This is a genomic window from Bradyrhizobium sp. MOS001 (assembly GCF_004634465.1).
Classification (GTDB): Bacteria; Pseudomonadota; Alphaproteobacteria; order Rhizobiales; family Xanthobacteraceae; genus Bradyrhizobium; species Bradyrhizobium barranii.
Genome location: NZ_SPVJ01000006.1, coordinates 64,115 through 88,832, shown reverse-complemented (window position 1 = coordinate 88,832; position 24,718 = coordinate 64,115). Strand labels below are relative to the sequence as shown.

Here is a 24,718-nt window from a genome sequence, read left to right as displayed (position 1 = left end):
CGCATGCAGAGCCGGCTTCCCATCCTCGTCTTCGCGCTTCTCATGGCGGCGATCCCGCATCTCCCGGGCATGCCGCCGTTCTGGATCGTGCTGCTCGACAATATCGGCCTTGCCGCCCTCGTCGCGATGGGCCTCGTGCTGCTCACCGGCGTCGGCGGCCTGACCTCGTTTGGCCAGGCGGCTTTCGTCGGCTTCGGCGCCTACACCACCGCGGTGCTGTCGACGGCCTATGGCCTGTCGCCGTGGCTGACCTTGCCGCTGTCGCTGCTGGTCAGCGGATCGTTGGCGGTGCTGCTCGGGCTGGTGACCGTCCGTCTCTCCGGGCACTATCTGCCCCTCGGCACGCTCGCCTGGGGGCTGGGCCTGTTCTATCTCTTCAGCAAGCTGGAATTCTTGGGAAGAAACGACGGCATCTCGGCGATCCCGCCCCTGTCGATCGGCTCGTTCAAGATGCTCTCGCCCGGCTCGATCTATTACGCGATCTGGGTTGCCGTGATCCTCTCGGCCCTGCTCACGATGAACCTGCTGGATTCCCGCACCGGCCGCGCCATCCGCGCGCTGCGGCGCGGACACGTCGCGGCCGAAGCGTTCGGCGTGCACACGCCGCGCGCAAAGCTGCTGGTGTTCATCCATGCCGCGGTGCTCGCCGGCCTCTCCGGCTGGCTCTACGCGCATCTCCAGCGCGCGGTGAACCCGACGCCGTTCGGCGCACAGGCCGGTATCGAATATCTCTTCATCGCGGTGGTCGGCGGCGCCGGCTATGTCTGGGGCGGCGTGCTGGGCGCGGCCATCGTCGTGGTCCTGAAGGAGGTGCTGCAAAGCTATTTGCCGCTGATCCTGCCCGGCTCCGGACAGGTCGAGACCATCGTGTTCGGCATCATGCTGGTGGCGCTGCTCCAGCTTGCGCCCGGCGGCGTCTGGCCCTGGCTGATGTCGTTCCTGCCCGAGCGAACCCGCGGCAAGAAGCCGGACACCTCGCTGAAACTGGAGCAGCGCACCCGCGCGGCCGGCCAGTCCGGGGTCCTGCTCCAGGTCGAGAAGGCGCGAAAGCAGTTCGGTGGCGTGATCGCGGTCAACAACGTCTCCTTCGACGTGCAGGCCCGCGAGATCGTCGCGTTGATCGGACCGAACGGCGCCGGCAAGAGCACGACATTCAACCTGATCACCGGCGTTCTGTCGGCAACATCGGGCTCGATCTCGGTGCTCGGCAAGAAGGTCGACAGGGCGCCTCCGCAGGAGATCGTCAAGCTCGGCATCTCCCGCACCTTCCAGCATGTGAAGCTCGTCCCTGACATGACCGTGCTGGAGAATGTCGCGATCGGCGCGCATCTGCGCGGCCATTCGGGACCGATCTCCTCGATGCTGCGGCTCGACCGCGCCGATGAAGCGAGGCTGCTCGCGGAGGCCGCCCGCCAGATCGAGCGCGTGGGCCTCGCCGAGCAGATGCATCAGCTCGCAGGCTCGCTCTCGCTCGGCCAGCAGCGCATCGTCGAGATCGCGCGTGCGCTGTGCGTCGATCCGATGCTGCTGCTGCTCGACGAGCCGGCCGCCGGCCTGCGCCACATGGAGAAGCAGCGCCTTGCCGCGCTGCTGCGCGAATTGCGCGACGGCGGCATGAGCGTGCTTCTTGTCGAGCACGACATGGGCTTCGTGATGAACCTCGCCGACCGCATCGTGGTGCTCGATTTCGGCACCAAGATCGCGGAAGGCACGCCCGCCACGATCAAGACCAATCCCGAAGTGATCAAGGCCTATCTCGGAGTGGCGGCATGAGCGCGCTGTTGTCCGTCGCCGACGCACATGTCGCCTATGGCAAGGTCGAGGCCGTGCGTTCGGTCTCGCTCGAGGTCGGCGCCAACCAGATCGTCACCATCGTCGGGGCCAATGGCGCCGGCAAGACCACGCTGCTCTCCGCCATCATGGGCATTCTGCCGCTGAAAGGCCGCGTCGCCTTCGCAGGGCAGGATCTGTCACGGCTCGACATCGAGGACCGCGTCGCGATGGGGCTCGGCCTCGTCCCCGAGCACCGCGAATTGTTCGTGACCATGAATGTCGAGGACAATCTCGAGCTCGGGGCCTTCCGCATCGAGCGCAGCAAGGCGAAAACCTCGATGGAGCGCGTCTACACGCTGTTTCCGCGGCTGAAGGAGCGGCGCAAGCAGCTCGCGGGCACCCTCTCCGGCGGCGAGCAGCAGATGCTCGCGATGGGCCGCGCACTGATGGGCGAGCCGAAGCTCTTGATGCTGGACGAGCCGAGCCTCGGCCTCGCCCCGATCATCGTCGCCGACATCTTCCGCATCGTCACTGAGCTGCGCGCCAGCGGCGTCTCCGTGCTTCTGGTCGAGCAGAACGCACAAGCCGCGCTGAAGATCGCGGACCAGGCCTATGTGATGGAGCTCGGCGAGTTTGTGCTCAGCGGCAAGGCGAGCGATGTCGCGGCGAACGAGCGCGTCGCGGCCAGCTATCTCGGCTTCCAGCACGAAGGCGCGAGTGTGATCTGATTTCTTGGCTAGGTCCGCTTCCCTTCGCGGCCTTCGGCCGCCGTTCTTAAGAACGCCGATGCTTCGCATCGGCGGCTATCGCGCCTGATGAGGGGCTCTCTCCGCCAATTGCGACGTGGGACCATCGCAGGCGGAGAGAAACCCCTCACCCGTCTCGTCGCTACGCGACGAGCCACCCTCTCCCGCAAGGGGAGAGGGTACACCGTGCGAGCCGGACTAGCTTTCGCTTGAAGGCAGACTCGCTTTTCCCTTCAACGCCGCGACCTCCGCTTCCAGCTCCGCGATCCTCGCATCCCTCGCCGCCAGCGCTGCCGCGACATCCGGCGCATCGAACTTCTGCGGAATGTGCTGCGGGCAGTTGGTGTCCCACGCTGCGATCTTGAACAGGATCACCTGCTCCGGGCGCGCGCGGTAGCCCTTGGGCATCAGCGACGTCGTCAGCGCCTCGTCGTCCTCGACGACGCGCGCCTCGCCCCAGATCTTGACGCGGCGGCGATGGGCGTAGTCCATCACGAAGATATAGGCCTTGGGATTCTCGGACAGGTTTCCCTGCGTGATGTATTGCCGGTTGCCGGCGTAGTCCGTGAAAGCCAGCGTCTGCTTGTCCAGCACCTTCAGAAACCCCTTCGGGCCGCCGCGGTGCTGGATGTAGGGCTGGCCATCGGCCGAGGCGGTGGCGAAATAGAAGCTGCTGGCGTCAGCCAGGAACGCCGCGAGGTTCTCATCGACCTCGGTGCGCCATCCGCGCTGCTCGGCATGAGCATAGCCTTCGCGTGATCCCTTTCGGGTCTGGATCGATTTCACCGCCGGCGTGAACGCGACGTCGCTGGCGTAGGTGTGAGTTGCCGTCATCGGAACATCTCCTGAAATCCCGGCGCATCCCTGCGTCTTTCGCTGTCTAAGATGGACCTTCCGGCGGGCAAAACAATCTGGCCACTTGACACTTAATCATTGCGATATATGCAATAATACCATGGACCGCCTCGAAGCCATGCACGTCTTCGTCACCGTCGCCGATCTGCGCGGCTTTGCGCCGGCGGCGCGCAAGCTGCAGCTGTCGCCGTCGGCCGTGACGCGGCTGATCGCGGCGCTGGAGGAGCATCTCGGCGCGCGGCTGCTGCAGCGCACCACCCGGCAGGTGAGATTGACCGATGTCGGCACGCGCTATCTGGAGCGCGCGCGGCGCATCCTCGCCGATGTCGAGGAGGCCGACGGCTCCGCGCGCGAGGAGCGCAACCGGCCGAGCGGCCGTCTGGTGGTGTCGGCGCCCCTCGGCTTCGGGCGGCTGCATGTCTCGCCGGTCATGACCGATTATCTCAAGCGCTATCCGGAGGTCACGGCCGAGCTCAGGCTCTCGGACAACCTCGTCAATCTCGTCGAGGACGCAGTCGATGCCGCGGTGCGGATCGGCCATCTCGCCGATTCTTCGCTGGTCGCACGCCAGGTCGGCGAGATGCGGCGGATCACGGTGGCGACGCCGGGCTACCTGAAGCGCCACGGCGAGCCGAAGACGCCCCAGGAATTGCTCGCGCACCAGACCATCGCGTTCGGCCCCTACGCCAATTGGCACTTCGTGCAGGACGGCCGCGATATCGAGTGGACGCCGACGCCACGTTTTACCAGCAACAGCGCCGACGCCGCCCTGCAATATGCAGAAGCCGGCGGGGGCATCACGCGGGTGCTGGCCTATCAGGCCGCGGAGGGGTTGAAGCGCGGGCGGCTAAAAATCGTGCTGGCGAAATACGAGCAGCCGGCGCTGCCGATCCACATCGTCTATCCGACCTCGCGTTTGCTGTCGGCCAAGGTGCGGGCGTTCGTCGATCTCGTGGTGGAGACGGCGGAGTGGCGGTTTGGGTGATGGTCTCGTGTCCCGGACGCGCTGCAACGCGTAGCGTTGCTGCGCAGAGCCGGGCCCCAGAAGGCCAGAGCAAGGGCCGCGGATGGATGGGCCCCGGCTCTGCGGAGCGGCACTTCGCGCCGCACCGCGTCCGGGGCACGAGGGCCTTACCCCTTCTTCGGAACCACCCGAAATGTCCCGCTGGCGCGCGCGATCACGGTGTCGTCCGCCTTCACCAGACATTGCGCGAAACAGATCGTCTTGCCGGTCCGGATCACGTCGCTCTCGATCGCGAGCCACTGACCGATCTCGGCGGAGCCGACGAAATCGACCGTGAGCGAGATCGTGACGAACGAGATGGTCCAGTTCGTCATCTGCGCGCAGCTATAGCCCATGGCGTTGTCCGCGAGTGCGGCGATGAGGCCGCCATGGATCAGGCCGCGGCCGTTGGTGTGCGGCCTGGCGAGACGCAGGCCGATGATCACGGCCTTGTCGGTTTTCTTCGCGTAGAGCGGCTCCCACGGCTCGGTGAGCGGACTCTTGCGGGAAAGCGGCTCGAAGCCGTCGGGGATGTCGGTGTCGGTCATAGCGTGTCTCGCGTTGCTGGCTGGCGCCATTGAACGCGATGGACGTGACGGACGCATCACCTACAAAGTTTTAAACGGAATTTGCGCGGGTGTTTGAAATGGGCACTCCCGTCATTGCGAGGAGCGAAGCGACGAAGCAATCCAGACTTTCTCCGCGGAAACAGTCTGGATTGCTTCGCTTCGCTCGCAATGACGATGTGGAGAAAACACGCGATGCCGTAGGGTGGGCAAAGGCGCATCGCGCCGTGCCCACCATCTCATAGCAAACGCAAAAGCTGGTGGGCACGCTGCGTTTTGCCCACCCTACGGCACCCTCCTAAAACGGCAGCCCCACATAGTTCTCCGACAGCGACGTCACCGCGGCCTGCGACTGCGTGACGTAGTCGAGCTCGGCGAGCTGGATGCGCCCGCCGATGGTGCCGGTGTCGGGGAATTTGTGCAGCATCGAGGTCATCCACCAGGAGAAGCGCACCGCTTTCCAGACCCGCGCCAGCGCCGTGGCGGAATAGGCGTCGATGCCGGCGTTGGATTTCTCGTCGTAGAATTCGCGCAGTGCGTTCGACAGATAATGCGCATCGCTGGCAGCTAAGTTCAGCCCCTTCGCACCGGTCGGCGGCACGATGTGGGCGGCGTCGCCGCACAGGAACATCTTGCCGAACCGCATCGGCTCGGCGACGAAGCTGCGCAGCGGCGCAATGCTCTTCTCGATCGAGGGGCCCGTGACCAGACTGTCGGCCGCCTCCTGGTCGAGCCGGCGCTTCAATTCGTCCCAGAAGCGGTCGTCCGGCCATTGGTCGACATGGTCGTCGAGCGCGCACTGCACGTAGTAGCGGCTGCGCTTGGTCGAGCGCATGGTGCAGAGCGCAAAGCCGCGGGCGTGGTTGGAATAGATCAGCTCGTGGCTGACAGGGGGCGTCTCCGAGAGGATGCCGAGCCAGCCGAACGGATAGATCCGCTCGAACTCCTCAATCGCCGTGGCCGGGACGCTGGCGCGGCTGACGCCGTGAAAGCCATCGCAGCCGGCGATGAAGTCGCAATCGATCGTGTGGGTGACCCCGTCCTTGACATAGGTGACGCGCGGCCGACTGCCGTCGAAATCATGCGGCTGCACGTCCTTGGCCTCGTAGACCGAGGTGAGACCCGCGGCCTTGCGCGCATTCATCAGGTCGAGCGTGACCTCGGTCTGGCCATAGATCATGACCGTCTTGCCGGTCGCGGCCTTCATGTCGATGCGGTGACGGCGGCCGGAAAAGGCGAGCTCGATGCCTTCATGCACCAGGCCTTCGGCATGCGCCCGCGCGCTGGCGCCGATCTGGTCGAGCAGCGCGACGGTTCCCTCCTCGAGGAGGCCGGCACGGATGCGGCCCAGCACGTAGTCCGGGCTCTGCCGCTCCAGAATCACATTGTCGATGCCGTATTGGTGCAGCAGTTGCCCAAGCAACAATCCGGCCGGCCCGGCCCCGATGATTGCGACTTTTGTCCGCAATACTTGCTCCTCCCGATCCTGTAGGTTTTCGCCGCGGCTCGCTTGTCGCGTCGGTCCGCGCAAGATAATTATATCATATAATCGTTGGGCAAAAGGGGAGTGCGCCCGAGCAGCGACAAATCCATGCAACATGGCTGACGTAGATGACGCGGCGGCACGCCGCGCCAGTTCCGGCTTGAACGCGCCGGCAAATTAGATAACATGTTAATTAATGAGACCGGGCCATCGAAGCCCGCCGTCGAAACAGGGAGAGACGACCGATGAGGAAAGCCTGTCTGGCGTTGCTGCTGGCAGCAAGCGTGAGCCCCGCGTTCGCGCAGGACAAGACCTTCGACCTGAAGGTTTCGCACTGGGTGCCGGCCTCGCATCCGCTGCAGAAGTCCCTGGAAGACTGGGTGGCCGCGGTGAATAAGGATTCCGGCGGCACCATCACGGGCAAGGTGTTTCCCGCCCAGCAACTCGGCAAGGCATTCGACCATTACGACATGGCGCGCGACGGCATCGCCGACGTCACCTACGTCAATCCCGGCTATCAGCCCGGCCGCTTCCCGATCGTCGGCGCCGGCGAATTGCCGTTCCTGATCTCGGACGCCAAGGGCGGCTCGATGGGCCTGGATGCCTGGTATCGCAAATATGCCGAGAAGGAGATGAAGGACGTCAAATACTGCCTCGCCTTCGTCCACTCGCCTTCGTCGTTCCATTCCAAGACGAAGAAGATCGTGATGCCGGAGGACGTGAAGGGCCTGAAGATCCGTCCCGCGCACGCCACCATGGCGAATTTCGTCACCTCACTCGGCGGCACCAATGTGCAGTCCTCCGCACCTGAGGTCCGCGACATCATCGAGCGCGGCGTTGCCGACGGCGTCACCTTCCCCTGGGGCTCGCTGGTGCTGTTCGGCATCGACAAGGTGACCAAGTACGACATGGAGGCGCCGCTCTACACCACGACCTTCGTGTTCGTGATCAACAAGGACAAGTACAACGCGATGTCCGACAAGCAGAAGGCCGCGGTCGACAAGAACTGCTCGACCGAGATGGCCGGCGTGGTCGGCGAGCACTGGGGCAAGTTCGAGGACGCCGGCGTCGACAAGGTGAAGGCGGAAGCCGGCCACGAGGTCTACAAGCTGACGCCGGAACAGACCGCCGCCTGGAAGAAGGCCGCCGATCCCTTGGTCAAGACCTGGGGAGAAGGCGCCAAGAAGGCCGGCGCCGATCCCGACGCGGCGCTTAGCGAGCTCAAGGCGTCGCTGAAGAAGTACAACGCGCTGGCGGAGTGACGCCAAGCTGCGGCCGCGGCCGGCTCTCTTCTTCCCCCCTCCCCGTTCTTACGGGGACAGGGTTGGGGTGAGGGGCTGCTTCCGCAGAGACGGTGACAGCTCGATTCGCGGAGAGTCCCCCTCACCCGAATTCGAGCGACGCTCGAATTCGACCTCTCCCCGCAAGCGGGGCGAGGTGAAGTGCGCGGCGAGACCGAGATCAAACAATGACAGCACACGACGTGACACCTCCCATGAAGCGCTCCTGGATGGACCGCATCATCGACACGATCGAATGGATCGCGGCCGGCTTCGTCGGCATCGTCGCGCTCGACATCTTCCTGTCGGTGCTGCTGCGCAACACACTGAATTACTCGATCCCCGATTCGTTCGATATCGGCCGCATGCTGCTCGGCATTCTCATCTTCTGGGGCATCGCGGCGACGTCCTATCGCGGCACCCACATCACGGTCGACCTTGTCTGGGGCAATGTTGGGCCGCGCTATCAGCGCTGGATCGACGTGTTCGCAACGCTGGTGCTGCTGTTCGTCGTCACCGTGCAGACCTGGACGCTGTTCGACAAGGTGCGCGGCACCTACAACGACAATGTCCAGACCTTCGACATGCACATGCCGACCTGGCCGTTCTTCGCGGTCGCGTGGATCGGTGATGCCGCGGCCGTGCTGCTGATCGCGATCCGCACCTACCGCCTGATCTTCCATCCCGAAGACATGCACGATCCCAAATTGAAGGCGACGGAGTAATCATGAGCACCGATGCCGTCGCCTTAATCGGCTTCGTTTCCCTGTTCGTCCTGATGCTGCTGCGCGTGCCCGTCGGCATGGCCATGGGCCTCGTCGGCGTGACCGGCTTCGCCTATCTCGTCAACGGCACTGCGGCGCTGAAACTGGTCGGCCAGACCTCGATGCGTACGGTCACCGACTACACGTTCGGCGTCATCCCGATGTTCCTGCTGATGGGCTCCTTCGTCAGCAATTCCGGCATGAGCCGCGAGCTGTTCCGCGCCGCCAACGGTTTCGTCGGGCATCTGCGCGGCGGGCTCGGCATCGCCACCGTCGGCGCCTGCGGCGGCTTTGCCGCGATCTGCGGCTCCTCCGTCGCGACCGCCGCGACCTTCTCCGCGGTCGCCTATCCCGAGATGCGCCGCTTCGGCTATCCGCAATCGTTCGCCACCGGCGTGATCGCCGCCGGCGGCACGCTGGGCGCGATGCTGCCGCCGTCCACCGTGCTCGCGGTCTACGGCATCATCACCGAGCAGGACATCGGAAAGCTCTTCATCGCCGGCATCATTCCGGGCCTCCTGGCGATGACCATGTACATGATCACGATCTTCCTGATCGGTCATTTCCGCCCGGACTTCCTGCCCAAGGGCAAGGTGCTGCCGTGGCGCGAGCGCTTTGCGGGCCTGAAGGACATCTGGGCGCCGGTCTTGCTGTTCGTGTTCGTGATCGGCGGCCTCTACGGCCTGCCGTTCCTGCCGCGCTTCACGCCGACCGAAGCCGGCGGCGTCGGCGCCGCGGGCGCCTTCATCATCGGCGTGGTCACGGGGCGGCTCGACCGCGAGAAGATCCTGGCCTCGCTGCTGCAGGCGACGCGCACCGCGGCCGCCGTGTTCACCGTGCTGATCGGCGCGTTGATCTTCGGCTATTTCCTCACGGTGACGCAGACGCCGCAGAAGGTCACCGAATTCCTCACCGGTCTCGGTCTCGGCCCCTACGGCGTGCTGGCGCTGATCATGGTGATGTATCTCGTGCTCGGCTGCCTGATGGACGCCATGGCGATGATCATCCTCACCGTGCCGATCATCTTTCCCGTCATCACGCATCTCGGATTTGATCCGATCTGGTTCGGCGTCATCATCGTGATGACCGTCGAGCTCGGCCTGATCCATCCGCCGGTCGGGATGAACGTCTTTGTCATCAAGAGCGTGGTGAAGGACGTTTCCTTCTCCACGATCTTCAAGGGCGTGATCCCGTTCGTGGCGACGGATCTGGTGCGGCTGGTGATTTTGATCGCGTTCCCGCTGCTCGCGACCTGGCTGCCGACACGGATGATGGCGCACTGACGAGGTGAAGCGATGACCACACCGGCGCTCGAGACCAAATACGTCTTCACCGTCACCGCTGAGATCGGCGACGTCGTCACGGCCGGCGAGACCGGCATTGGGGTCCGCCGCATCATTCCGATTATCGGCGGCGAGGTGACCGGCACGATCACCGGCAAGGTGCTGCCGTTCGGCGCCGACTTCCAGACCATCCGCCCCAACGAGCTGATCGATCTCGAAGCGAAATACGCCTTCGAGACCGATGACGGCGCTATCGTCTATGTCGAGAACAAGGGCATGCGCTTCGGCCCGGTCGAGCTGCTGCAAAAGCTCAAGCGCGGCGAGCCGGTCGATCCGAAGCTGATCTATTTCCGCACAGTCCCGAAGTTCGAGACGGGGCACGAAAAATATCGCTGGCTGATGGAGCACGTTTTTGTCGGCTCAGCCGCACGCCATGCCGATCGCGTGGTGATCGACGTGCATCAGGTGCTGTGAGAAAGCTGCCACCTCGTCATTGCAAGCGCAGCGAAGCAATCCAGCATCTTTCCGCGGAGAGACTCTGGATTGCTTCGCTGCGCTCGCAATGACGGAGGATGTGGCAACAGCAGCGTATCACGAGGCCGTAGAGACCCCTGACCGCCGGATGAGACCCAGGCAATTCAATCCCCGCCAGGGGTGATATCCTCCCGCCCTCCTTGACTCCCCCAGAATTCGTTATACAACATAACTATTCTGACAAGGACGCAAATGACACAGGGAAACGCCGAGACCGCTGACGCGGGCGCCTCCGGGCTTTTGAGGATCGAGCGGGCGGACCGGGTTCTGACCGTGGGCCTGAACCGGCCGGCCAAGCGCAATGCGCTCAATGACGGCATTATCCTCGAAATCGGCGAGTGCTTTGCCTCCCTGCCCGAGGATATCGGCGCGGTCGTCATCCACGGCATCGGCGATCATTTCTCCTCCGGTCTCGACCTCTCCGAGCTTCAGGACCACGACGCGACCGGCGGCCTCCTGCATTCCCAGATGTGGCACCGGGTGTTCGACCGCATCCAGTACAGCCGCGTGCCTGTGATCGCTGCGCTGCGGGGCGCGGTGATCGGCGGCGGGCTGGAGCTTGCCTGCGCCGCCCATATCCGCGTCGCCGAGCCCTCGACCTATTTCGCCCTGCCGGAAGGGCAGCGCGGCATCTTCGTCGGCGGCGGCGGCTCGGTGCGGCTGCCGCGGCTGATCGGCGTTGCCAGGATGATGGACATGATGCTGACCGGCCGCGTCTATAGCGCGACCGAAGGCGCCTCCTACGGCTTTACACAATATGTGACGGAGGCCGGCAACGGGCTCGGCAAGGCGCTGGAGCTTGCGACCAAGGTCGCCTCCAACGCGCCGCTGACGAACTTCGCCGTGCTCCAGGCGCTGCCGATGATCGCGGAGGCCAATCCGCAGGCCGGCCTGCTGATGGAATCGCTGATGGCAACGGTTGCGCAGAGCGACAAAGAGGCAAAACGCAGGATTCGCGAATTCCTCGAACACAAGACCGCAAAGGTGAAGCCGAAGTCATGAGCGGGCAGCCGTCCTCTTCCAGCATGGAGCGCGGCGCGAGCACCTCCCCGCTGCGGCCCATTTCGTTCGGCGATCCCGTCGTCAACATCGAGCGGCGCGACGACGGCACGATTTATCTGCGGCCCAAACAGCCGCTCGGCGACTATCCGGTCCGCCTCACCGACCGCCTGCATCATTGGGCGACGACGACGCCGGACCGCGTCTTCATGGCCGAGCGCGAAGGCGGCCGCGGTTGGCGCAAGATCACTTACGCCGAGCTGCTCGCCGCCAGCCGGCACATTGCCTCCGGCTTGATTGCGCGCGGCCTGTCGGCGGAGCGGCCAGTCGTCATCCTCTCAGGCAATTCGATCGACCACGCGCTGCTGGCGTTCGGCGCGTTCTATGCCGGCATTCCGTTCTGCCCGGTTTCGCCGGCCTATTCGCTGGTGTCGAAGGATTACGGCAAGCTCTCTTACCTGATGAAGCTGCTGACGCCCGGCCTCGTCTTCGCCGAGGACGCCAGCAAGTTCGCGGATGCGCTCGCCGCCAATGTCACGCTCGGCACCGAGATCGCCGCGTCCTGGGGCAGCGTGCCGGGCCGCGACGTCACCCTGCTCGCCGACCTCATGGCGACGCCGCTCCACGGCGATCTCGACGCGATACACGACAAAATCGGCCCCGACACGATCGCAAAGTTCTTGCTGACCTCGGGCTCGACCGGCAATCCCAAGGCCGTCATCAACACCCAGCGCATGATCTGCGCCAACCAGGTGATGCTGCGCGAGACGCTCGCCTTCCTCAAGGACGAGCCGCCCGTCATCATCGACTGGCTGCCCTGGAATCATACGTTTGGCGGCAACCACAATATCGGGCTGACGCTCTACAATGGCGGCTCGATGTATCTCGACGCCGGCAAGCCGGTGCCGGGCGGCATCGAGGAGACCGTGCGCAATCTCCAGGAGATTTCACCGACGGTCTATTTCAACGTTCCCAAGGGCTATGAATCGCTGCTGCCGTATTTGCGCGACGACCAGGGCCTGCGCGCAAAGTTCTTCGACCGGCTGCACGCGATGTTCTTCTCGGGCGCCGCGCTGTCGCCGTTCGTCTGGAACAGCCTCGACGAGCTCGCGGTGAAGGAGAAGGGCTACCGCGTGCCGATGCTGACCGGCCTTGGCGCCACCGAGACCGCGCCGTTCTTCATGTCGGTCAATCCGCGCACCAGCCGTTCCGGCCATGTCGGGTTGCCCGTGTCGGGCAATGACGCCAAGCTGGTGCCGAACAACGGCAAGATGGAAGTGCGTGCCAAGGGGCCGAACGTGATGCCCGGCTATTGGCGCCAACCCGACATCACCGCGAAATCCTTCGACGAGGAAGGATTCTACAAGATGGGCGACGCGCTCAAGCCCGTCGATCCCGATGATCTCAACGCCGGCTTCGATTTCGACGGCCGCGTCAGCGAAGACTTCAAGCTCGGCAGCGGAACCTGGGTCAGTGTCGGCCCGCTGCGTGCGCGCTTCGTCGCCGCCTGCGCGCCGCTGGTGCGCGACGTCGTCATCGCCGGCATCAACCGCGACGAAATCTCCGCGCTGGTGCTGCTCGATCTCGACGGTTGCCGGCTGATCAACCCGACGCTGCCGGCCGACGATCTCACCGTCACCGCCCGCGACCGGCTGGTGCGCGAGGCCTTCCGCGAGCGCCTGACGGGCTTTCTGTCTTCGGCCACCGGTTCCTCGACGCGGATCACGCGCGCGATCCTGCTGGATACGCCGCTTTCGATCGACAAGGGTGAAGTCACCGACAAGGGCTCGATCAACCAGCGCGCGGTGCTGGAACATCGCGACGCGCTGATCGAGGAGCTCTACGCTGCCAATCCATCGGACCGTGTGATATCGGTCGGCTAAGAAACCATCGCCAAAGGAGAACGCCATGTTGTTGAAGGATCAGGCAGTCATCGTTACCGGCGGTGCATCGGGACTGGGCGCGGCGACCGCGCGAAAGCTGGCGGCGCAGGGCGCCAAGGTCGCGGTGTTCGACCTCAATGCCAAGCTTGCGGAGACCGTCGCCGCCGAGCTCAAGGGCGTGGCCGTGACCTGCGACGTCTCCGATGCCGCCTCGGCTGAGGCTGCGATCACGCAGGCGACCAAGGCGCATGGACCCGCGCGCGTGCTGGTGAACTGCGCCGGCATCGGCGTCGCCAAGCGCGTGGTCGGCCGCGACGGGCCGATGGCGCTCGCCGATTTCGACAAGGTGATCAAGGTCAACCTCATCGGCACCTTCAACATGCTGCGCCTCGCCGCGACCGAGATGTCCAAGCTCGAGCCGCAGGCGACCGGCGAGCGCGGCGTCATCATCAATACGGCGTCCGTTGCCGCCTATGACGGCCAGATCGGCCAGTCGGCCTATTCCGCCTCCAAGGGCGGCATCGTCGGCATGACGCTGCCGATCGCACGCGAGCTCGCGCAGTTCGGCGTCCGCGTGCTGACGATCGCGCCCGGCCTGTTCCTGACGCCGCTGCTCGCCAACCTGCCGCAGGAAGCCCAGGACTCGCTCGCCGCCGCGATCCCGTTCCCGCGCCGGCTCGGCCACGCCGACGAGTTCGCCGCGCTCGCGCTGCACATGGTCGAGAATTCGTACCTGAACGGCGAAGTGGTGCGCCTCGACGGCTCGCTGCGCATGGCGCCGAAGTAAGGCGCAACGAAAGCAGGGCCATCGCATGTTCGTGAACCGGCGCGACGTCCAGATCCAGTGGGGCGACTGCGACCCCGCCAACATCGTCTATTACCCGCGCTATTTCGCGATGTTCGACGATTCGACGTCGACCCTGTTCGAGGTCGCCGGATTCTCAAAGCAGGATTTGGTCCGCAAATACGGCCTGGTGGGCATCCCCATGGTCGACACGCGGTCCAAGTTCTACATCCCCTCGACCTATGGCGACTGGATTACCATCGAGACGAAGATCGAGAGCATCAAGCGCTCGAGCTTCGAGGTGAAGCACAACGTCTACAAGGGCGAGGCGCTGGCGATTGAGGGTTTTGAGACCCGCGTCCTGGTCCGCCGCGATCCCGTTAACCCCGACAAGCTGAAATCGGCACCGTTTCCGGCCGAAATGGTAGCCAAATTCACGGGGAGCTAGGTCTGGAGCTAAATCGCCGCATCACCAAAAGAGGGGGCTGAATTACCCCCCGATTTCTGCTTTCAAAGAAACACGTCAAGGGAGGAATAGATGAAACGCTTTTACCTGACCGCCGCCATCGCCGCGGCGACGCTTGCCCTGCCGGCTCTGCCTGCGCTGGCCCAGACTAGCGAAATCACCATCGGCATCACCACCACCACGACCGGTCCGGGCGCAGCTCTCGGCATTCCCGAGCGCAACGCGCTGGAATTCGTGCCGAAGGAGATCGGCGGCGTGCCGCTGAAGGTGATCGTGCTCGACGACGGCGGCGATCCCACCACGGCGACCACCAACGCCCGCCGCTTCGTGACCGAATCCAAGGCCGACATCATCATGGGCTCGGCGCTGACGCCGCCGACCATCGCGGTCTCCAACGTCGCCAACGAGGCCGGCATTCCGCATTTCGGCCTGGCGCCGTTCCCGATCACGCCTGAGCGCATGAAGTGGTCGGTGGCGATGCCGCAGCCGATCCCGATCGTGGGCAAGGTGCTGTACGACCACATGAAGTCGAAGGGCGTGAAGACCGTCGGCTATATCGGCTATTCCGACTCCTATGGCGACCTCTGGTTCAACGACCTGAAGGCCCAGGCCGTGCCGATGGGCATCAGCATCGCCGATGAGGAGCGCTTCGCCCGCCCTGATACGTCGGTGACCGGACAGGTGCTGAAGCTCGTCGCCGCCAACCCCGACGCGATCCTAGTCGGCGCTTCCGGGACTGCGGCCGCGCTGCCGCAGACTGAGCTGCGCGAGCGCGGCTATCAGGGCCTGATCTACCAGACCCATGGCGCCGCCAGCATGGACTTCATCCGCATCGCCGGCAAAGCGGCGGAAGGCGTGCTGATGGCCTCCGGTCCCGTCATGGACCCCGAGGACCAGCCCGACGAGGCCGCCACCAAGAAGCCGGGCCTCGCGCTCAACACCGCCTATGAGGCCAAGTACGGCCCGAACAGCCGCAGCCAGTTCGCCGGTCATTCCTACGATGCGTTCGAGATCCTCAAGCGCATCATTCCGACGGCGCTGAAGACGGCCAAGCCGGGTACGCCGGAATTCCGCGAAGCGATCCGCCAGGCGCTGCTGTCGGAGAAGGAGCTGGCAGCGAGCCAGGGCGTCTACAACTTCACCGAAAAGGACCGCTACGGCCTCGACGAGCGCTCGCGCATCCTGCTCACGGTGAAGAACGGCAAGTACACGCTCGTGAGATAAGGCGCGACGAAAGTTTCGAGACAACGAGAGCCGGCCTGATGGGCCGGCTCTTTTGTTTTGGGTTTGAGATTAGCGAGCGCGAAGTCGAATCGAGTCGGCCTACAGCAGCGCTCTCTCCGTTCCCTCCCCCCTTGCGGGGGAGGGGCAGGGAGAGGGGAGCCGCACGGGGATTCTTTCCGTCGCGCCCCCGCCCTCGATGCAAGAACAACAACCGGCACCTTGTCCTGGGCTACCCCTCTCCCTAGCCCTCCCCCGCAAGGGGGGAGGGAACGCACCTCCGTCGGGGCGCTAGTCGGGTCTCATCCCATCAAGCCTCAGGCCGCCTGCCGCAGCGGGGTCCAGGCGAACTCCGGATAATAATCGTCCATCATGCGGTCGACATAGGCGGTGAGGTTCGCAAATCCCTCGGCGCGCTGACGCAGGCCGGATTCGAAGAAGGGCGTCAGGATTCCGGCGAGCGCGCCGAAGGCGGTGGCATCGACGCCGCAGGGCTTGTTGCCCATCAGGTAGGCCTTGTCGCCGAGCTGGACCGAGAGCGCGAACAACGAACGTACCGCGAGATCGACATCGTCATCGGGCGCGTGGCGGCCGAGGCCGGAGAGCAGATAGTTCTCGGCGACACGAAATTGCGCATCCTCGCGCAACTTTTCGCGATTGTGCTCCGGCGCGCCGTCGAAGAAATGCGAGGGCCCCTTGGCGAAGTTGACCGGATCGACCCAGCGCGCCCCGACCAGCGCCCAGTAGACGTGATGCTCGATCATGCGCTCGAACGCCCAGGCCTGCGCGCGCTCGGAGAGCGACAGCCCCGCGTCGAAATCGAAGCCATAGCGGCGCTCGATATGGGCGCGAATGAAGGTGGAATCGGCCACCGCCTCGCCGCCGTCGTCGATGAACGGCAGCTGCCCCTTGGGCGAGGCCGGCGGCATCGCCCGCTCCTTCCGGTAGGGCAGTCCCGCCATCTTGAGCTGCACCTCGGTCTTGGTGACGAAGGGGCTGATTTCCGGCAGGCCGAAGCCGGCGCCAAAGCCATAAAGCGTGATCATGCGAACTCTCTCCTGGACCTGCGAAATTTGGGCTTGCGAAATTTGGACTTGCGAAACTTTGAGGGAACCTAGTGACCGGCTGCTGCCACCATGGTGGCAGCAGCCGTGATATCTTCTGCGAAACGGGCCCCCCGCCAGGCGCGGGCCATGACATGGCGGGCCAGCGCGTCCGCAGCCTGGGTCAGCAAGCGTGCCATCACGCTTGCGAGAGCAAATCGGAGGTCGACGGCCATGAGATCGAGCGAAACGAGACGGCTGAGCCCCCAGGCGGACCAGACCTGTGCCCGCAACATCGGAATCGCCGGGCCGAAATGGGTTGGAATGATCATGGACAAATCCTCTTCAGTCGATGTGTTGTCCCGGTATAGACACCCCCTGCTGCCAACATCCTGTCAGCAGCAGCGCGCCATTTTCTGATCCGTCACCCGATAAGAGAATTGCCATGAGACGCGCCGACCGGCTGTTTCAGATCATCCAGGTGCTGAGGCGCACGCGTAAGCCGCTGACCGCGGACGCGATCGCGGCCGAGCTCGAGACCTCGAAGCGCACCATCTATCGCGACATCGCAACCTTGATCGGCCAGCGCGTGCCGATCCGCGGCGAAGCCGGCATGGGCTATATCCTCGAGAAGGGTTTTGACCTTCCGCCCTTGATGCTGACACCCGACGAGATCGAGGCGGCGGTGCTGGGCGCGCAATGGGTCGCGGGCCATGCCGATTCCGCGCTGGCACGCGCGGCCGAAGATTTGATGGCCAAGATCGCCGACACCGTGCCTGAGCGCTTGCGTCCCTTCGTGCTGGAGCCGGCAAGCCGCGCGCGGCCGAGCTGGAACAGGGAGCCGGACCGCCTCGACATGGCGCGCACGCGCACCCAGATCCACGAAGGCAAGAAGATCATGCTGCGCTATCGCGACGAGCAGGGCCGCCCCAGCGAGCGCATGATCTGGCCGATCTCGGTCGGCTATCTCGAAGCCGTGCGCCTGCTTGCGGCCTGGTGCGAGCTGCGCGGCGACTTCCGCAGCTTCCGCACCGATCGCGTCGTGGATGCGAACTATCTCGACGATAAATATCCGGAGCGGCGCGACGTGCTGCGCGCAAGATGGCGGCAGAGCCTGGTCTGGGGCCCGCCAAAGGACACGTGAGCGCGATGGAAGAGACCTCCCCCGTCGACCTGTCGAGCTGGTGCCAGAGCTGCGGCGCCTGCTGTGGCTATTCGGAGAACTGGCCGCGCTTCTCGATCGAGAGCGACGAGGAGCTTGCCGCAATTCCCGAAACGCTCGTCAACGCGCGCCAATCCGGCATGCGCTGCGAGGGCGATCGCTGTTCGGCGTTGCGGGGGGAGATCGGAAAGCAGACGGCCTGCGGCATTTACGAGGTGCGGCCGGAGGTGTGCCGCACCTGCATGCCGGGAGACGCCGAATGCGCGATGGCACGGCGGAAATTCGGACTGCCGGCAATCGAGGTCGCTTAGGCTGGAACGGCTGCAGCTGGAACGGCTTCGCTGACCTCGTCGTCGAACCCGTCCTCAAGCGGTGCAAGCACCGAGAGCGGCTTGGTCGACAGCGTGATCGGCTTGCGGCCCCCCGACAGCGACGGCGACGATTTGACCGTGCTTTCGCGCGACAGCGCGTAGAGCGTCGAGCCGACGCGGCCGCCGTTGTCGATCAGGTCACGCTCGTTGCAGCTGGCTGCGATCGCGACCGCCAGCGAGTGCAGATGGCTGCGGCGATAGCAGAACAGCGCCAGCCTGGCGCGCGCGTCAGGGGAAACACTCTCAACCAGCCTCGGCAGGCCACTCTCGCTGGCGCGATACATCTCACCAAGGAGCTCGTCGCGGACCGGGCAGAAATCGCTTTCATATGCGTCGCGGCTTGAAAACATTGCGGTTCTCCTCGTTGCCGAAGATGCAGCGCAATTCTCTAATGAAAGGTTAACCACGCCGCCCGGTAGTCACCCGGGGTCCTTGCGCCCTGGTCGCGAATCGGAGGCGCCCGAATGGGGGTCGGGCCACCACATCTGAGCCGATAAGTCGGGACGCCAATGCCTCCACGGCGTCATGGCCGGGCATAGCCGTCCGAAGGACGGCGTCGCTTCCGCTCGCCTTTGTCCTGGCCATCCACGGCTGGCCACGCGGCACGAAGAACGTGGATGCCCGGCCTTCGCCGCGCCGAAGCGGCTTCGGCCGCGCAGGCGGGACAAGCCCGGGCATGACGACCTCTTGTGAGTGCCGATCGACGACTATCCGCAGGCCCGCCGGCCTCAGTTCGCCGCCATGAAGATGGAAAGGCCGAAGCCGGTCAAATGATGCAGGGCCTGGTCGACGCCGATCAGGGTCCAGAACCAGGGATGCGCCAGGTCGACACCGAAATTGGCGGAGACGAACCCCTTGGCGCGGTCGATGGTGATGTGGATCGCGAAGTCGATGAACGCGACGAACCAGAATCGCGGCGCCACCAACAGGATCAGCGGCAGCGCAACCGCGAGGTGAATCAGGCAATGCACCAGAAGCGGCAAAGCCCAGCCGTGCTTCTGGTCCTTGCCGTGCGCCATCCAGGCGGTCTGGAGCACGAAATCGGCGATGATGTGCTTGAAGGTGAGCAGCAACATCCAGCCAATGAGCGCTTCGACCGGAACCGCCGATGACATGGGTGGAAACGACAAGCTGACGCCCTCATTGACGTGACAAGAAAGATCGGAGCGTTAGCGCAACTTCTTTTTGGACCGGTCAAATCGCCGGGACGTGTGATTTATGACATCTCCCGCGACGGAATGCAGCCGGGGGGAACTGGAAAATCGCCAACTGTGGCTAACTGGTGATAGGATGACCAATCGCCGCGGCCAGATCGAGTAAGGTTACCTCCGGCTCGAATTTTGCATTCCGGTACCGGCGCGCTATCATTGTCGGCAGAGAATATCGTTCTTTTTTCAAACGTTTAGGAATTGCAGGGCGCCCGCCGCGATCGCATCCGCGAGCCGCCCGCCACTCAGGAATAAGGCCGGAGTGCTGACATGAGTACTGAAGGCCCGACCTCGCCACCGACCGAACCGCCGCCGCGGCGCCCCAAGGTGATCAAGACCAATCAGCAGCAAGTCCTCCTCTACGTCGTGCTGACCCTGCTGCTGTCGCTCGCCACCGTCTGGGGCGGCCGCGCCATGCTGCACAATTCGGAGACGCTGACCTTTGCCGTCGGCACCCCCAACAGCGACGAGGCGCTGTTCGCCGCCAAGCTCGCCACGCTGCTGAAGAACAACGCCTCGCGCTTCCGGATCAAGATCGTCAACAACGCAGACAATGCCAAGGCGCTCGCACAGTTCGACCGCAAGCAGGCCGACCTCGCCGTCCTTCGCACCGACGCCAAGGTGCCGCTGCGGGCGCGCACGCTCGCGATCCTCGAGCACGATCTGGTGCTCCTGCTCGGTCCCGGCAACAAGAAGATCAAGTCGCTCGCCGAGTTGAAGAAGAAGAAAGTTGCGGTCCTCGCCGAGAACGAATCCTCGCTCGCCTTCGTCCGCAGCATCCTCGACATCCCCGATGGTCCGGATGCTGCCAGGATCCAGATGGCGCCGCAGGGTGCAACGCTCGACAAGCTGTTTGCGCCGGCGAGCGGCTTTGGCGCGGTGATCGCCATCGTCCATGCCTCCAGGGCGGTGCGGGACAAGGCCTATGAGCAGGTCGCCAAGCGCGGCGGCTTCACGCTGAACGCGATCGACGAGGCCAAGGCGCTGGCGCGCAAGATTCCCGGCATTTCCAGCGAAACGCTGACTGCGGGCACGCTGTCCGCATCGCCGGAAATCCCCGACGACGACCTCGACACGATCGGGCTCGAATGGCTGCTGGTCGCGCAATCCAGGATGTCGGCGAGCACGGCGGGCGAGCTCGCGCGCGTCGTCTATGAGAACAAGTCCGCGCTCGGGCTCGACAACGGCTTCGCCAGCCGAATCGAGCCGGCCTCCGTCGAGAAGGATGCCTACGTGATGGCGCATCAGGGGGCGGCCGACTACATCAACGACGACACCAAGTCGTTCATGGATAAGTACAGCGACCTGATGTATCTGGGCGCCGCCGCGCTCAGCGTGATCGGCTCGATCTTCGCCGCGATCTACGCCAAGATCACCCGGATCGCGCCGGAGAAGGCTGGCGAGCTTTCCACCGCCGTCCTCGACATCGGCGAACGCATCGAGCACGCCCATTCGCTGGACCAGCTCGAATGTCTCCAGGACGAGCTGGAGGGCATTCTGCGCGGCGCGGTCATAGGTCTCAGGGACGGCACGATCAGTACCGACGGGCTCGACACCTTCAAGCTCGGCTACGAGTTCGTCCGCGACGAGATCGGCATGCGCCGCGACTATCTCAAACGCCACTGCGGCGAGGCCGACAAGGTCGCCCAGGATACGGCCCCTCCCCAGCAGGACGAGAGCAAGATCGTCGTGGTGAAGACAGCTCAGAGTGCCTGACCTATCGATTTGACGGCTTTCGCAGCGGCGTCTTGCCGGCATTTCCCGCGAATCCCCGGGCAGAATCCGGGAACCGTCCCCCGTCCGCAACCGTTTGCTCGCGGATACAACCGGAGCACGCGCCATGCGTACACTCCTCGTCATCATCCTTCTGGGCATGCTGGTGGCGGCTGGATATTTCGCCTATTCCGCCATGGCGATCGAGGGCGAGCCGATCCCGACGGAAGGCTATGTGGCGTTGGCGCTGGGAGCGGGTTTCGCCATCGTCGTCGGCATCGGCCTGATGATGCTGCTTTTTTTTAGCAGCCGCCGTGGCTACGACGAGCCGCCGCATTTCAGGTAGCGCCCCCTGATCCACCACGGCACCGGGCTCACCGCACACCTGCGGGCAGTCCCCTGCCCGTCGTTGACGGCTCCTGCCCGGGCGGGCACTTTGGCGGTGGCGTCCCAGCCGGGACCGCAAGAGACACGACCGAGCCCGCCTTCCCGCATGTCCAAGCCGCTGATCCCCGCACTGGCCCAGTTCGTGGCCGCCACGGCCGGCCGCAACATGACCAAGGCGGCCTATGTGGCGGTCGGCCTCGGCGTGCTCAGCATGGTGCTGCTGACGGTCAACCCGGCCTACGAGACGGTGCACCGCTGGGTCGACGCCCTGCTATGGGCCTGCCTCGTCTATTTCGTGTTCGAATGGGTGGTCCGGCTGCGCCACATGGCACAAACGGGGCGCCTGTCGCTCTACATGACCTCCTCGGCCGGAGTGGTCGATGCTCTGGGCGCGCTGGCCGTGCCGGTCGCGCTCCTGATCGGCATCGAGCCGAAGACGGCGTGGCTGCTCAGCGTGCTCTGGGTATTGAAGGTGGTGCCGGGCATTCCGGGCCTGCGGCAGCTGCGCCGGGTGCTGGTGCTGGAATCGGGGCCGCTGGTCAGCGTGCTCGTGATCTTCCTGATGGTGGTGTTCCTCGCTTCCGTCGCCGAATATTTCCTGGAGCGGGACGTGCAGCCGCAGACTTTCGGCAGCGTCCCCGCCGCGCTGTGGTGGGCTGTCGTCACGCTGACGACGACGGGCTATGGCGACGTCGTGCCGGTGACGCCGCTCGGGCGCATCGTGGCGGCGATGGTGATGATCTCCGGCCTCGGCGTGTTCGGACTGTGGACCGGTATCCTGGCGACCGGCTTTGCCGCCGAGACCCGCCGCGACAACTTCCTCAAGACCTGGGAATCCGTCAGCAAGGTGCCGTTCTTCGCAGCGCTCGGCCCTGCCGCCATCGCCGACGTCACCCACATGCTGCGCACCATGGAGCTGCCGGCGCGCACCATGATCATCCGCAAGGGCACGCAGGGCGACTGCATGTATTTCATCGCCGCCGGCGAGGTCGAGGTCGACCTGCCCGGCAAGAAGGTCCAGCTCGGCGAGGGCGCGTTCTTCGGCGAGATGGCGCTGCTCGGCAACAACAAGCGCGGCGCCAATGTCTCGACCACGAAGGTGTCGCGGCTGCTGGTGCTCGACCTCGTCGATTTCCGCGTGCTGATGGCGCGGCATCCCGATCTCGCCGAGACCATCGATGCGGAAGCCAAGCGCCGCACACTCGAAAACAAATAAATGGAGACAAGAATGTCGGACACAGCCGACGCAGCCTCAGGCCCCGTGCTCGAACGCAACGGCGCACGCGCCACCATCCGCCTCAACCGGCCCAAACATCTCAACCGGCTCCAGGCCGAGGATCTCGGCGAGCTGGTCAGGCTTTTCGACCGGATCGAGGCCGATCCTGATATCCGCGTGCTGGTGCTGACCGGCACGGGGCGGGCCTTCTCGGCGGGCTATGACCTCAACTCGGTTGCCGAGCGCGCGGTCAGCGCCAACGAGCAGCAGAGCGCGGGCTCGGCGTTCGAGGTCGTCGTCAACCGGCTGGAGGATCTCGGCGTGCCGACGATCTGCCGGCTCAATGGCGGCGTCTATGGCGGCTCGACCGACCTCGCGCTCGCCTGCGATTTCCGCATCGGCGTTGACACCGCCGAGATGTTCATGCCGGCGGCACGGCTCGGGCTGCATTACTACAGAAACGGCATCAAGCGTTACGTGACGCGGCTCGGCGTCGACAATGCGAAAAAGCTGTTCCTCACCGCGCAGAAGATCAGCGCGCCGGAGATGCTGCGGATCGGCTATCTCACCGCCATGGTGCCGGTGGAATTCCTGGACGAGGAGGTCGACAAGCTCGCCACGGTTCTCGCCGGCAACGCGCCGCAGGCAATGGCCGGCATGAAGCGCGCCATCAACGAATTCGCCCGCGGCGAATTGGACGAAGCGGCCGCCGATCAGCGCCACCGCGACAGCATGCGCGGCGACGAGATCAAGGAGGGTATCAAGGCGTTCGCGGAAAAACGGCCGCCAAAATTCTGATCACGCCCGCTGCGACCGCATCGCGCGCACCTGCGTGAGCTTGGGATCGCGGACGAGCGCCTGGTAGCGCTTGCTGTCGACGGCGTAAATCGCGATCCGGCCCTCATTGTCGGCATGAACGCCCCAGCCGAAGCGCTTGCCCAGGCTCGACGCCCTCATGCACGCCTGCCCCCGGGAGAAGAACGCTTCACGGGCCGCATGCCTCTCCGTCTTCGGAGCCTTCGCATCGAGCTCGCGTCCCGGCGCAGACGTCGCGAAGATCACGTCGTCGGACGTGTGCTTGTAGGGCGCCTTGGCGATCATCTCGTATTGCAGGCATGCCACCGTCGGCTTTCCCGCGCGCAGCGACGGCTCCTCGCCAGTATGCGCGGGACAGTCTTCAGCGACCCGGATGAAGGTGTTGAAGCAGTTGGTCGTGTGGATCGACTTTGTCATCTGCAACCCTGGATCATTCAACCACCAGCAGCCGCGGCGTGCTGCGCCGCCATCTCATCGTCGGCGGCATTGATCCGCTGGAACGCAGGCCGCGAGGTCATGCGTTCGGCATAGCGAACGAATACATCTTTTTTCGGCACGATGCCAAACATCATGGTCCAGCTGAACGCGACGCCCCACAACACATCCGCCGCCGTCATGCGCTCGCCGAGCAGATACGGCCCCTTTGACAATTGCGCCTCGATCGCGCCCAGCATGGTGTCGTAATCGGCATAGGGTGACTGCATGATCGGTGCCGGCTCGCGCTGCATGAACTTGTCGATCAGGGCCGGCTCGAACGATGCGCCGTAATAGGCGATCCAGCGCAGGTAGGGACCGCGCAGCGGATCGTTCAGCGCGGGCGTCAGCCCCGCCTGCGGAAACAGATCGGCGAGATAGATGGTGATCGCGACCTGCTCGGTCACCAGCGCCTCGCCGTGGCGGACCGCCGGCACCTTGCCGAGCGGATTGAGGGCGAGATAGGCGGGCTTGCGCTGCTCGCCGGCCTTCATGTTGAGGACGTGGAGATCGTAGGGCGCGCCCAGCTCCTCCAGCAGCACCCGCGTGCCGGTGGCGCGGCTTTGCGGCGAATAATACAGGGTGATGCGGTTCTGATCGGTCATAACAGGGCTCCATCTGGCCGGCTGGCGATGGCGCTTGTAGCGGACCATACCTGACATCCTGTGTCAGGTATGGTTTAAGGGAT

Annotated in this window: 27 protein-coding genes; 18 read left to right on the top strand and 9 right to left on the bottom strand. The window is 64.7% G+C overall.

Features of this window, described 5'->3' with window-relative positions:
• The first annotated feature begins 3 nt into the window (after window positions 1-3).
• Together CT676_RS11450 and CT676_RS11445 are read left to right on the top strand one after the other, a co-directional pair.
• A complete protein-coding gene (locus tag CT676_RS11450) occupies window positions 4-1,773 on the top strand; it encodes a branched-chain amino acid ABC transporter ATP-binding protein/permease (protein WP_085403556.1) in 1,770 nt (589 codons plus the stop codon).
• Window positions 1,770-2,501, top strand: a complete 732-nt coding sequence (locus CT676_RS11445; RefSeq protein WP_063980934.1) for an ABC transporter ATP-binding protein — start codon at window positions 1,770-1,772, stop codon at window positions 2,499-2,501. The genes CT676_RS11450 and CT676_RS11445 overlap by 4 nt, the downstream gene beginning before the upstream one ends.
• A gap of 216 nt (window positions 2,502-2,717) precedes the next feature.
• On the opposite strand, the gene CT676_RS11440 is transcribed toward CT676_RS11445, so the two are convergent.
• A complete protein-coding gene (locus tag CT676_RS11440) occupies window positions 2,718-3,353 on the bottom strand; it encodes a pyridoxamine 5'-phosphate oxidase family protein (protein WP_085403555.1) in 636 nt (211 codons plus the stop codon).
• A gap of 121 nt (window positions 3,354-3,474) precedes the next feature.
• Between CT676_RS11440 and CT676_RS11435 the strand changes: the two genes are divergently transcribed.
• Window positions 3,475-4,359, top strand: coding sequence for a LysR family transcriptional regulator (locus CT676_RS11435; RefSeq protein ID WP_085403554.1), 885 nt, complete (start codon window positions 3,475-3,477; stop codon window positions 4,357-4,359).
• A 146-nt stretch (window positions 4,360-4,505) separates the two neighbouring features.
• Here CT676_RS11435 and CT676_RS11430 read toward each other — a convergent pair whose 3' ends face one another.
• Together CT676_RS11430 and pobA are read right to left on the bottom strand one after the other, a co-directional pair.
• Window positions 4,506-4,925, bottom strand: a complete 420-nt coding sequence (locus CT676_RS11430) for a PaaI family thioesterase (RefSeq protein WP_085403553.1) — start codon at window positions 4,923-4,925, stop codon at window positions 4,506-4,508.
• A 316-nt stretch (window positions 4,926-5,241) separates the two neighbouring features.
• The gene (gene pobA, locus CT676_RS11425; protein WP_085403552.1) at window positions 5,242-6,411 is read right to left on the bottom strand and encodes a 4-hydroxybenzoate 3-monooxygenase; all 1,170 of its coding nucleotides are present in this window, start codon (window positions 6,409-6,411) and stop codon (window positions 5,242-5,244) included.
• A 260-nt stretch (window positions 6,412-6,671) separates the two neighbouring features.
• Between pobA and CT676_RS11420 the strand changes: the two genes are divergently transcribed.
• The 9 genes from CT676_RS11420 to CT676_RS11380 all read left to right on the top strand — a co-directional run bounded on the left by CT676_RS11420 (window position 6,672) and on the right by CT676_RS11380 (window position 15,643).
• Entirely contained in the window at window positions 6,672-7,688 is a 1,017-nt protein-coding gene (locus CT676_RS11420; protein WP_135214680.1) for a TRAP transporter substrate-binding protein, read from the top strand.
• A 233-nt stretch (window positions 7,689-7,921) separates the two neighbouring features.
• A complete protein-coding gene (locus CT676_RS11415; RefSeq protein WP_014498282.1) occupies window positions 7,922-8,431 on the top strand; it encodes a TRAP transporter small permease in 510 nt (169 codons plus the stop codon).
• Between the two features lie 2 nt (window positions 8,432-8,433).
• Window positions 8,434-9,753 (top strand): TRAP transporter permease, encoded by a 1,320-nt coding sequence (locus tag CT676_RS11410; RefSeq protein WP_071916741.1) that lies wholly within the window; start codon window positions 8,434-8,436, stop codon window positions 9,751-9,753.
• 12 nt (window positions 9,754-9,765) lie between these two features.
• Window positions 9,766-10,227: a DUF3237 domain-containing protein gene (locus CT676_RS11405; RefSeq protein ID WP_085403550.1), complete on the top strand. Its 462-nt coding sequence runs from the start codon at window positions 9,766-9,768 to the stop codon at window positions 10,225-10,227.
• Between the two features lie 252 nt (window positions 10,228-10,479).
• A complete protein-coding gene (locus tag CT676_RS11400) occupies window positions 10,480-11,289 on the top strand; it encodes a crotonase/enoyl-CoA hydratase family protein (RefSeq protein ID WP_063980927.1) in 810 nt (269 codons plus the stop codon).
• Window positions 11,286-13,169, top strand: a complete 1,884-nt coding sequence (locus tag CT676_RS11395; protein WP_085403549.1) for a feruloyl-CoA synthase — start codon at window positions 11,286-11,288, stop codon at window positions 13,167-13,169. The genes CT676_RS11400 and CT676_RS11395 overlap by 4 nt, the downstream gene beginning before the upstream one ends.
• Before the next feature lie 25 nt (window positions 13,170-13,194).
• Window positions 13,195-13,956: a 3-hydroxyacyl-CoA dehydrogenase gene (locus CT676_RS11390; protein ID WP_038933541.1), complete on the top strand. Its 762-nt coding sequence runs from the start codon at window positions 13,195-13,197 to the stop codon at window positions 13,954-13,956.
• 25 nt (window positions 13,957-13,981) lie between these two features.
• Window positions 13,982-14,401: a thioesterase family protein gene (locus CT676_RS11385; RefSeq protein ID WP_085403547.1), complete on the top strand. Its 420-nt coding sequence runs from the start codon at window positions 13,982-13,984 to the stop codon at window positions 14,399-14,401.
• Between the two features lie 90 nt (window positions 14,402-14,491).
• Window positions 14,492-15,643: an ABC transporter substrate-binding protein gene (locus CT676_RS11380; protein WP_135214679.1), complete on the top strand. Its 1,152-nt coding sequence runs from the start codon at window positions 14,492-14,494 to the stop codon at window positions 15,641-15,643.
• 314 nt (window positions 15,644-15,957) lie between these two features.
• On the opposite strand, the gene CT676_RS11375 is transcribed toward CT676_RS11380, so the two are convergent.
• Window positions 15,958-16,686, bottom strand: a complete 729-nt coding sequence (locus CT676_RS11375; protein ID WP_135214678.1) for a glutathione S-transferase family protein — start codon at window positions 16,684-16,686, stop codon at window positions 15,958-15,960.
• Window positions 16,687-16,754: 68 nt separating this feature from the next.
• Window positions 16,755-17,015 carry a hypothetical protein gene (locus CT676_RS11370; RefSeq protein ID WP_135214677.1) on the bottom strand — a complete coding sequence of 87 codons (261 nt, stop codon included), beginning with the start codon at window positions 17,013-17,015 and terminating at the stop codon, window positions 16,755-16,757.
• Between the two features lie 113 nt (window positions 17,016-17,128).
• On the opposite strand from CT676_RS11370, the gene CT676_RS11365 reads away from it, so the two are divergent.
• Both CT676_RS11365 and CT676_RS11360 read left to right on the top strand, forming a co-directional pair.
• Window positions 17,129-17,827, top strand: a complete 699-nt coding sequence (locus CT676_RS11365) for a YafY family protein (RefSeq protein ID WP_135214676.1) — start codon at window positions 17,129-17,131, stop codon at window positions 17,825-17,827.
• A gap of 5 nt (window positions 17,828-17,832) precedes the next feature.
• Window positions 17,833-18,156 (top strand): YkgJ family cysteine cluster protein, encoded by a 324-nt coding sequence (locus CT676_RS11360; RefSeq protein ID WP_167768028.1) that lies wholly within the window; start codon window positions 17,833-17,835, stop codon window positions 18,154-18,156.
• On the opposite strand, the gene CT676_RS43955 is transcribed toward CT676_RS11360, so the two are convergent.
• The gene (locus CT676_RS43955; protein WP_085403542.1) at window positions 18,153-18,566 is read right to left on the bottom strand and encodes a hypothetical protein; all 414 of its coding nucleotides are present in this window, start codon (window positions 18,564-18,566) and stop codon (window positions 18,153-18,155) included. The two genes, CT676_RS11360 and CT676_RS43955, sit on opposite strands and share 4 nt — an antisense overlap.
• A gap of 378 nt (window positions 18,567-18,944) precedes the next feature.
• On the bottom strand, window positions 18,945-19,292 hold the full coding sequence (locus tag CT676_RS11350) for a DUF3307 domain-containing protein (protein WP_038933545.1): 348 nt from the start codon (window positions 19,290-19,292) through the stop codon (window positions 18,945-18,947).
• 402 nt (window positions 19,293-19,694) lie between these two features.
• Between CT676_RS11350 and CT676_RS11345 the strand changes: the two genes are divergently transcribed.
• The 4 genes from CT676_RS11345 to CT676_RS11330 all read left to right on the top strand — a co-directional run bounded on the left by CT676_RS11345 (window position 19,695) and on the right by CT676_RS11330 (window position 23,538).
• Window positions 19,695-21,140 (top strand): TAXI family TRAP transporter solute-binding subunit, encoded by a 1,446-nt coding sequence (locus tag CT676_RS11345; RefSeq protein WP_085403541.1) that lies wholly within the window; start codon window positions 19,695-19,697, stop codon window positions 21,138-21,140.
• Between the two features lie 124 nt (window positions 21,141-21,264).
• The gene (locus CT676_RS11340) at window positions 21,265-21,483 is read left to right on the top strand and encodes a hypothetical protein (protein WP_135214674.1); all 219 of its coding nucleotides are present in this window, start codon (window positions 21,265-21,267) and stop codon (window positions 21,481-21,483) included.
• A gap of 147 nt (window positions 21,484-21,630) precedes the next feature.
• Window positions 21,631-22,740: a cyclic nucleotide-gated ion channel gene (locus CT676_RS11335; protein ID WP_085403539.1), complete on the top strand. Its 1,110-nt coding sequence runs from the start codon at window positions 21,631-21,633 to the stop codon at window positions 22,738-22,740.
• Between the two features lie 12 nt (window positions 22,741-22,752).
• On the top strand, window positions 22,753-23,538 hold the full coding sequence (locus CT676_RS11330; RefSeq protein WP_085403538.1) for an enoyl-CoA hydratase/isomerase family protein: 786 nt from the start codon (window positions 22,753-22,755) through the stop codon (window positions 23,536-23,538).
• Here the strand turns inward: CT676_RS11330 and CT676_RS11325 are convergent, their stop codons facing one another.
• Window positions 23,539-23,973 carry a DUF6157 family protein gene (locus CT676_RS11325; RefSeq protein ID WP_085403537.1) on the bottom strand — a complete coding sequence of 145 codons (435 nt, stop codon included), beginning with the start codon at window positions 23,971-23,973 and terminating at the stop codon, window positions 23,539-23,541. It lies immediately after the preceding gene.
• 17 nt (window positions 23,974-23,990) lie between these two features.
• Entirely contained in the window at window positions 23,991-24,635 is a 645-nt protein-coding gene (locus CT676_RS11320; protein ID WP_085403536.1) for a glutathione S-transferase family protein, read from the bottom strand.
• Between the last annotated feature and the right edge of the window lie 83 nt (window positions 24,636-24,718).

Coding starts and splice junctions, on each gene's coding strand:
- CT676_RS11450 (WP_085403556.1), top strand. CDS start 4: ATGCAGAGCCGGCTTCCCATCCTCGTCTTCGCGCTTCTCATGGCGGCG.
- CT676_RS11445 (WP_063980934.1), top strand. CDS start 1,770: ATGAGCGCGCTGTTGTCCGTCGCCGACGCACATGTCGCCTATGGCAAG.
- CT676_RS11440 (WP_085403555.1), bottom strand. CDS start 3,353: ATGACGGCAACTCACACCTACGCCAGCGACGTCGCGTTCACGCCGGCG.
- CT676_RS11435 (WP_085403554.1), top strand. CDS start 3,475: ATGGACCGCCTCGAAGCCATGCACGTCTTCGTCACCGTCGCCGATCTG.
- CT676_RS11430 (WP_085403553.1), bottom strand. CDS start 4,925: ATGACCGACACCGACATCCCCGACGGCTTCGAGCCGCTTTCCCGCAAG.
- CT676_RS11420 (WP_135214680.1), top strand. CDS start 6,672: ATGAGGAAAGCCTGTCTGGCGTTGCTGCTGGCAGCAAGCGTGAGCCCC.
- CT676_RS11415 (WP_014498282.1), top strand. CDS start 7,922: ATGAAGCGCTCCTGGATGGACCGCATCATCGACACGATCGAATGGATC.
- CT676_RS11410 (WP_071916741.1), top strand. CDS start 8,434: ATGAGCACCGATGCCGTCGCCTTAATCGGCTTCGTTTCCCTGTTCGTC.
- CT676_RS11405 (WP_085403550.1), top strand. CDS start 9,766: ATGACCACACCGGCGCTCGAGACCAAATACGTCTTCACCGTCACCGCT.
- CT676_RS11400 (WP_063980927.1), top strand. CDS start 10,480: ATGACACAGGGAAACGCCGAGACCGCTGACGCGGGCGCCTCCGGGCTT.
- CT676_RS11395 (WP_085403549.1), top strand. CDS start 11,286: ATGAGCGGGCAGCCGTCCTCTTCCAGCATGGAGCGCGGCGCGAGCACC.
- CT676_RS11390 (WP_038933541.1), top strand. CDS start 13,195: ATGTTGTTGAAGGATCAGGCAGTCATCGTTACCGGCGGTGCATCGGGA.
- CT676_RS11385 (WP_085403547.1), top strand. CDS start 13,982: ATGTTCGTGAACCGGCGCGACGTCCAGATCCAGTGGGGCGACTGCGAC.
- CT676_RS11380 (WP_135214679.1), top strand. CDS start 14,492: ATGAAACGCTTTTACCTGACCGCCGCCATCGCCGCGGCGACGCTTGCC.
- CT676_RS11375 (WP_135214678.1), bottom strand. CDS start 16,686: ATGATCACGCTTTATGGCTTTGGCGCCGGCTTCGGCCTGCCGGAAATC.
- CT676_RS11370 (WP_135214677.1), bottom strand. CDS start 17,015: ATGATCATTCCAACCCATTTCGGCCCGGCGATTCCGATGTTGCGGGCA.
- CT676_RS11365 (WP_135214676.1), top strand. CDS start 17,129: ATGAGACGCGCCGACCGGCTGTTTCAGATCATCCAGGTGCTGAGGCGC.
- CT676_RS11360 (WP_167768028.1), top strand. CDS start 17,833: ATGGAAGAGACCTCCCCCGTCGACCTGTCGAGCTGGTGCCAGAGCTGC.
- CT676_RS43955 (WP_085403542.1), bottom strand. CDS start 18,566: ATGTTTTCAAGCCGCGACGCATATGAAAGCGATTTCTGCCCGGTCCGC.
- CT676_RS11350 (WP_038933545.1), bottom strand. CDS start 19,292: ATGTTGCTGCTCACCTTCAAGCACATCATCGCCGATTTCGTGCTCCAG.
- CT676_RS11345 (WP_085403541.1), top strand. CDS start 19,695: ATGAGTACTGAAGGCCCGACCTCGCCACCGACCGAACCGCCGCCGCGG.
- CT676_RS11340 (WP_135214674.1), top strand. CDS start 21,265: ATGCGTACACTCCTCGTCATCATCCTTCTGGGCATGCTGGTGGCGGCT.
- CT676_RS11335 (WP_085403539.1), top strand. CDS start 21,631: ATGTCCAAGCCGCTGATCCCCGCACTGGCCCAGTTCGTGGCCGCCACG.
- CT676_RS11330 (WP_085403538.1), top strand. CDS start 22,753: ATGTCGGACACAGCCGACGCAGCCTCAGGCCCCGTGCTCGAACGCAAC.
- CT676_RS11325 (WP_085403537.1), bottom strand. CDS start 23,973: ATGACAAAGTCGATCCACACGACCAACTGCTTCAACACCTTCATCCGG.
- CT676_RS11320 (WP_085403536.1), bottom strand. CDS start 24,635: ATGACCGATCAGAACCGCATCACCCTGTATTATTCGCCGCAAAGCCGC.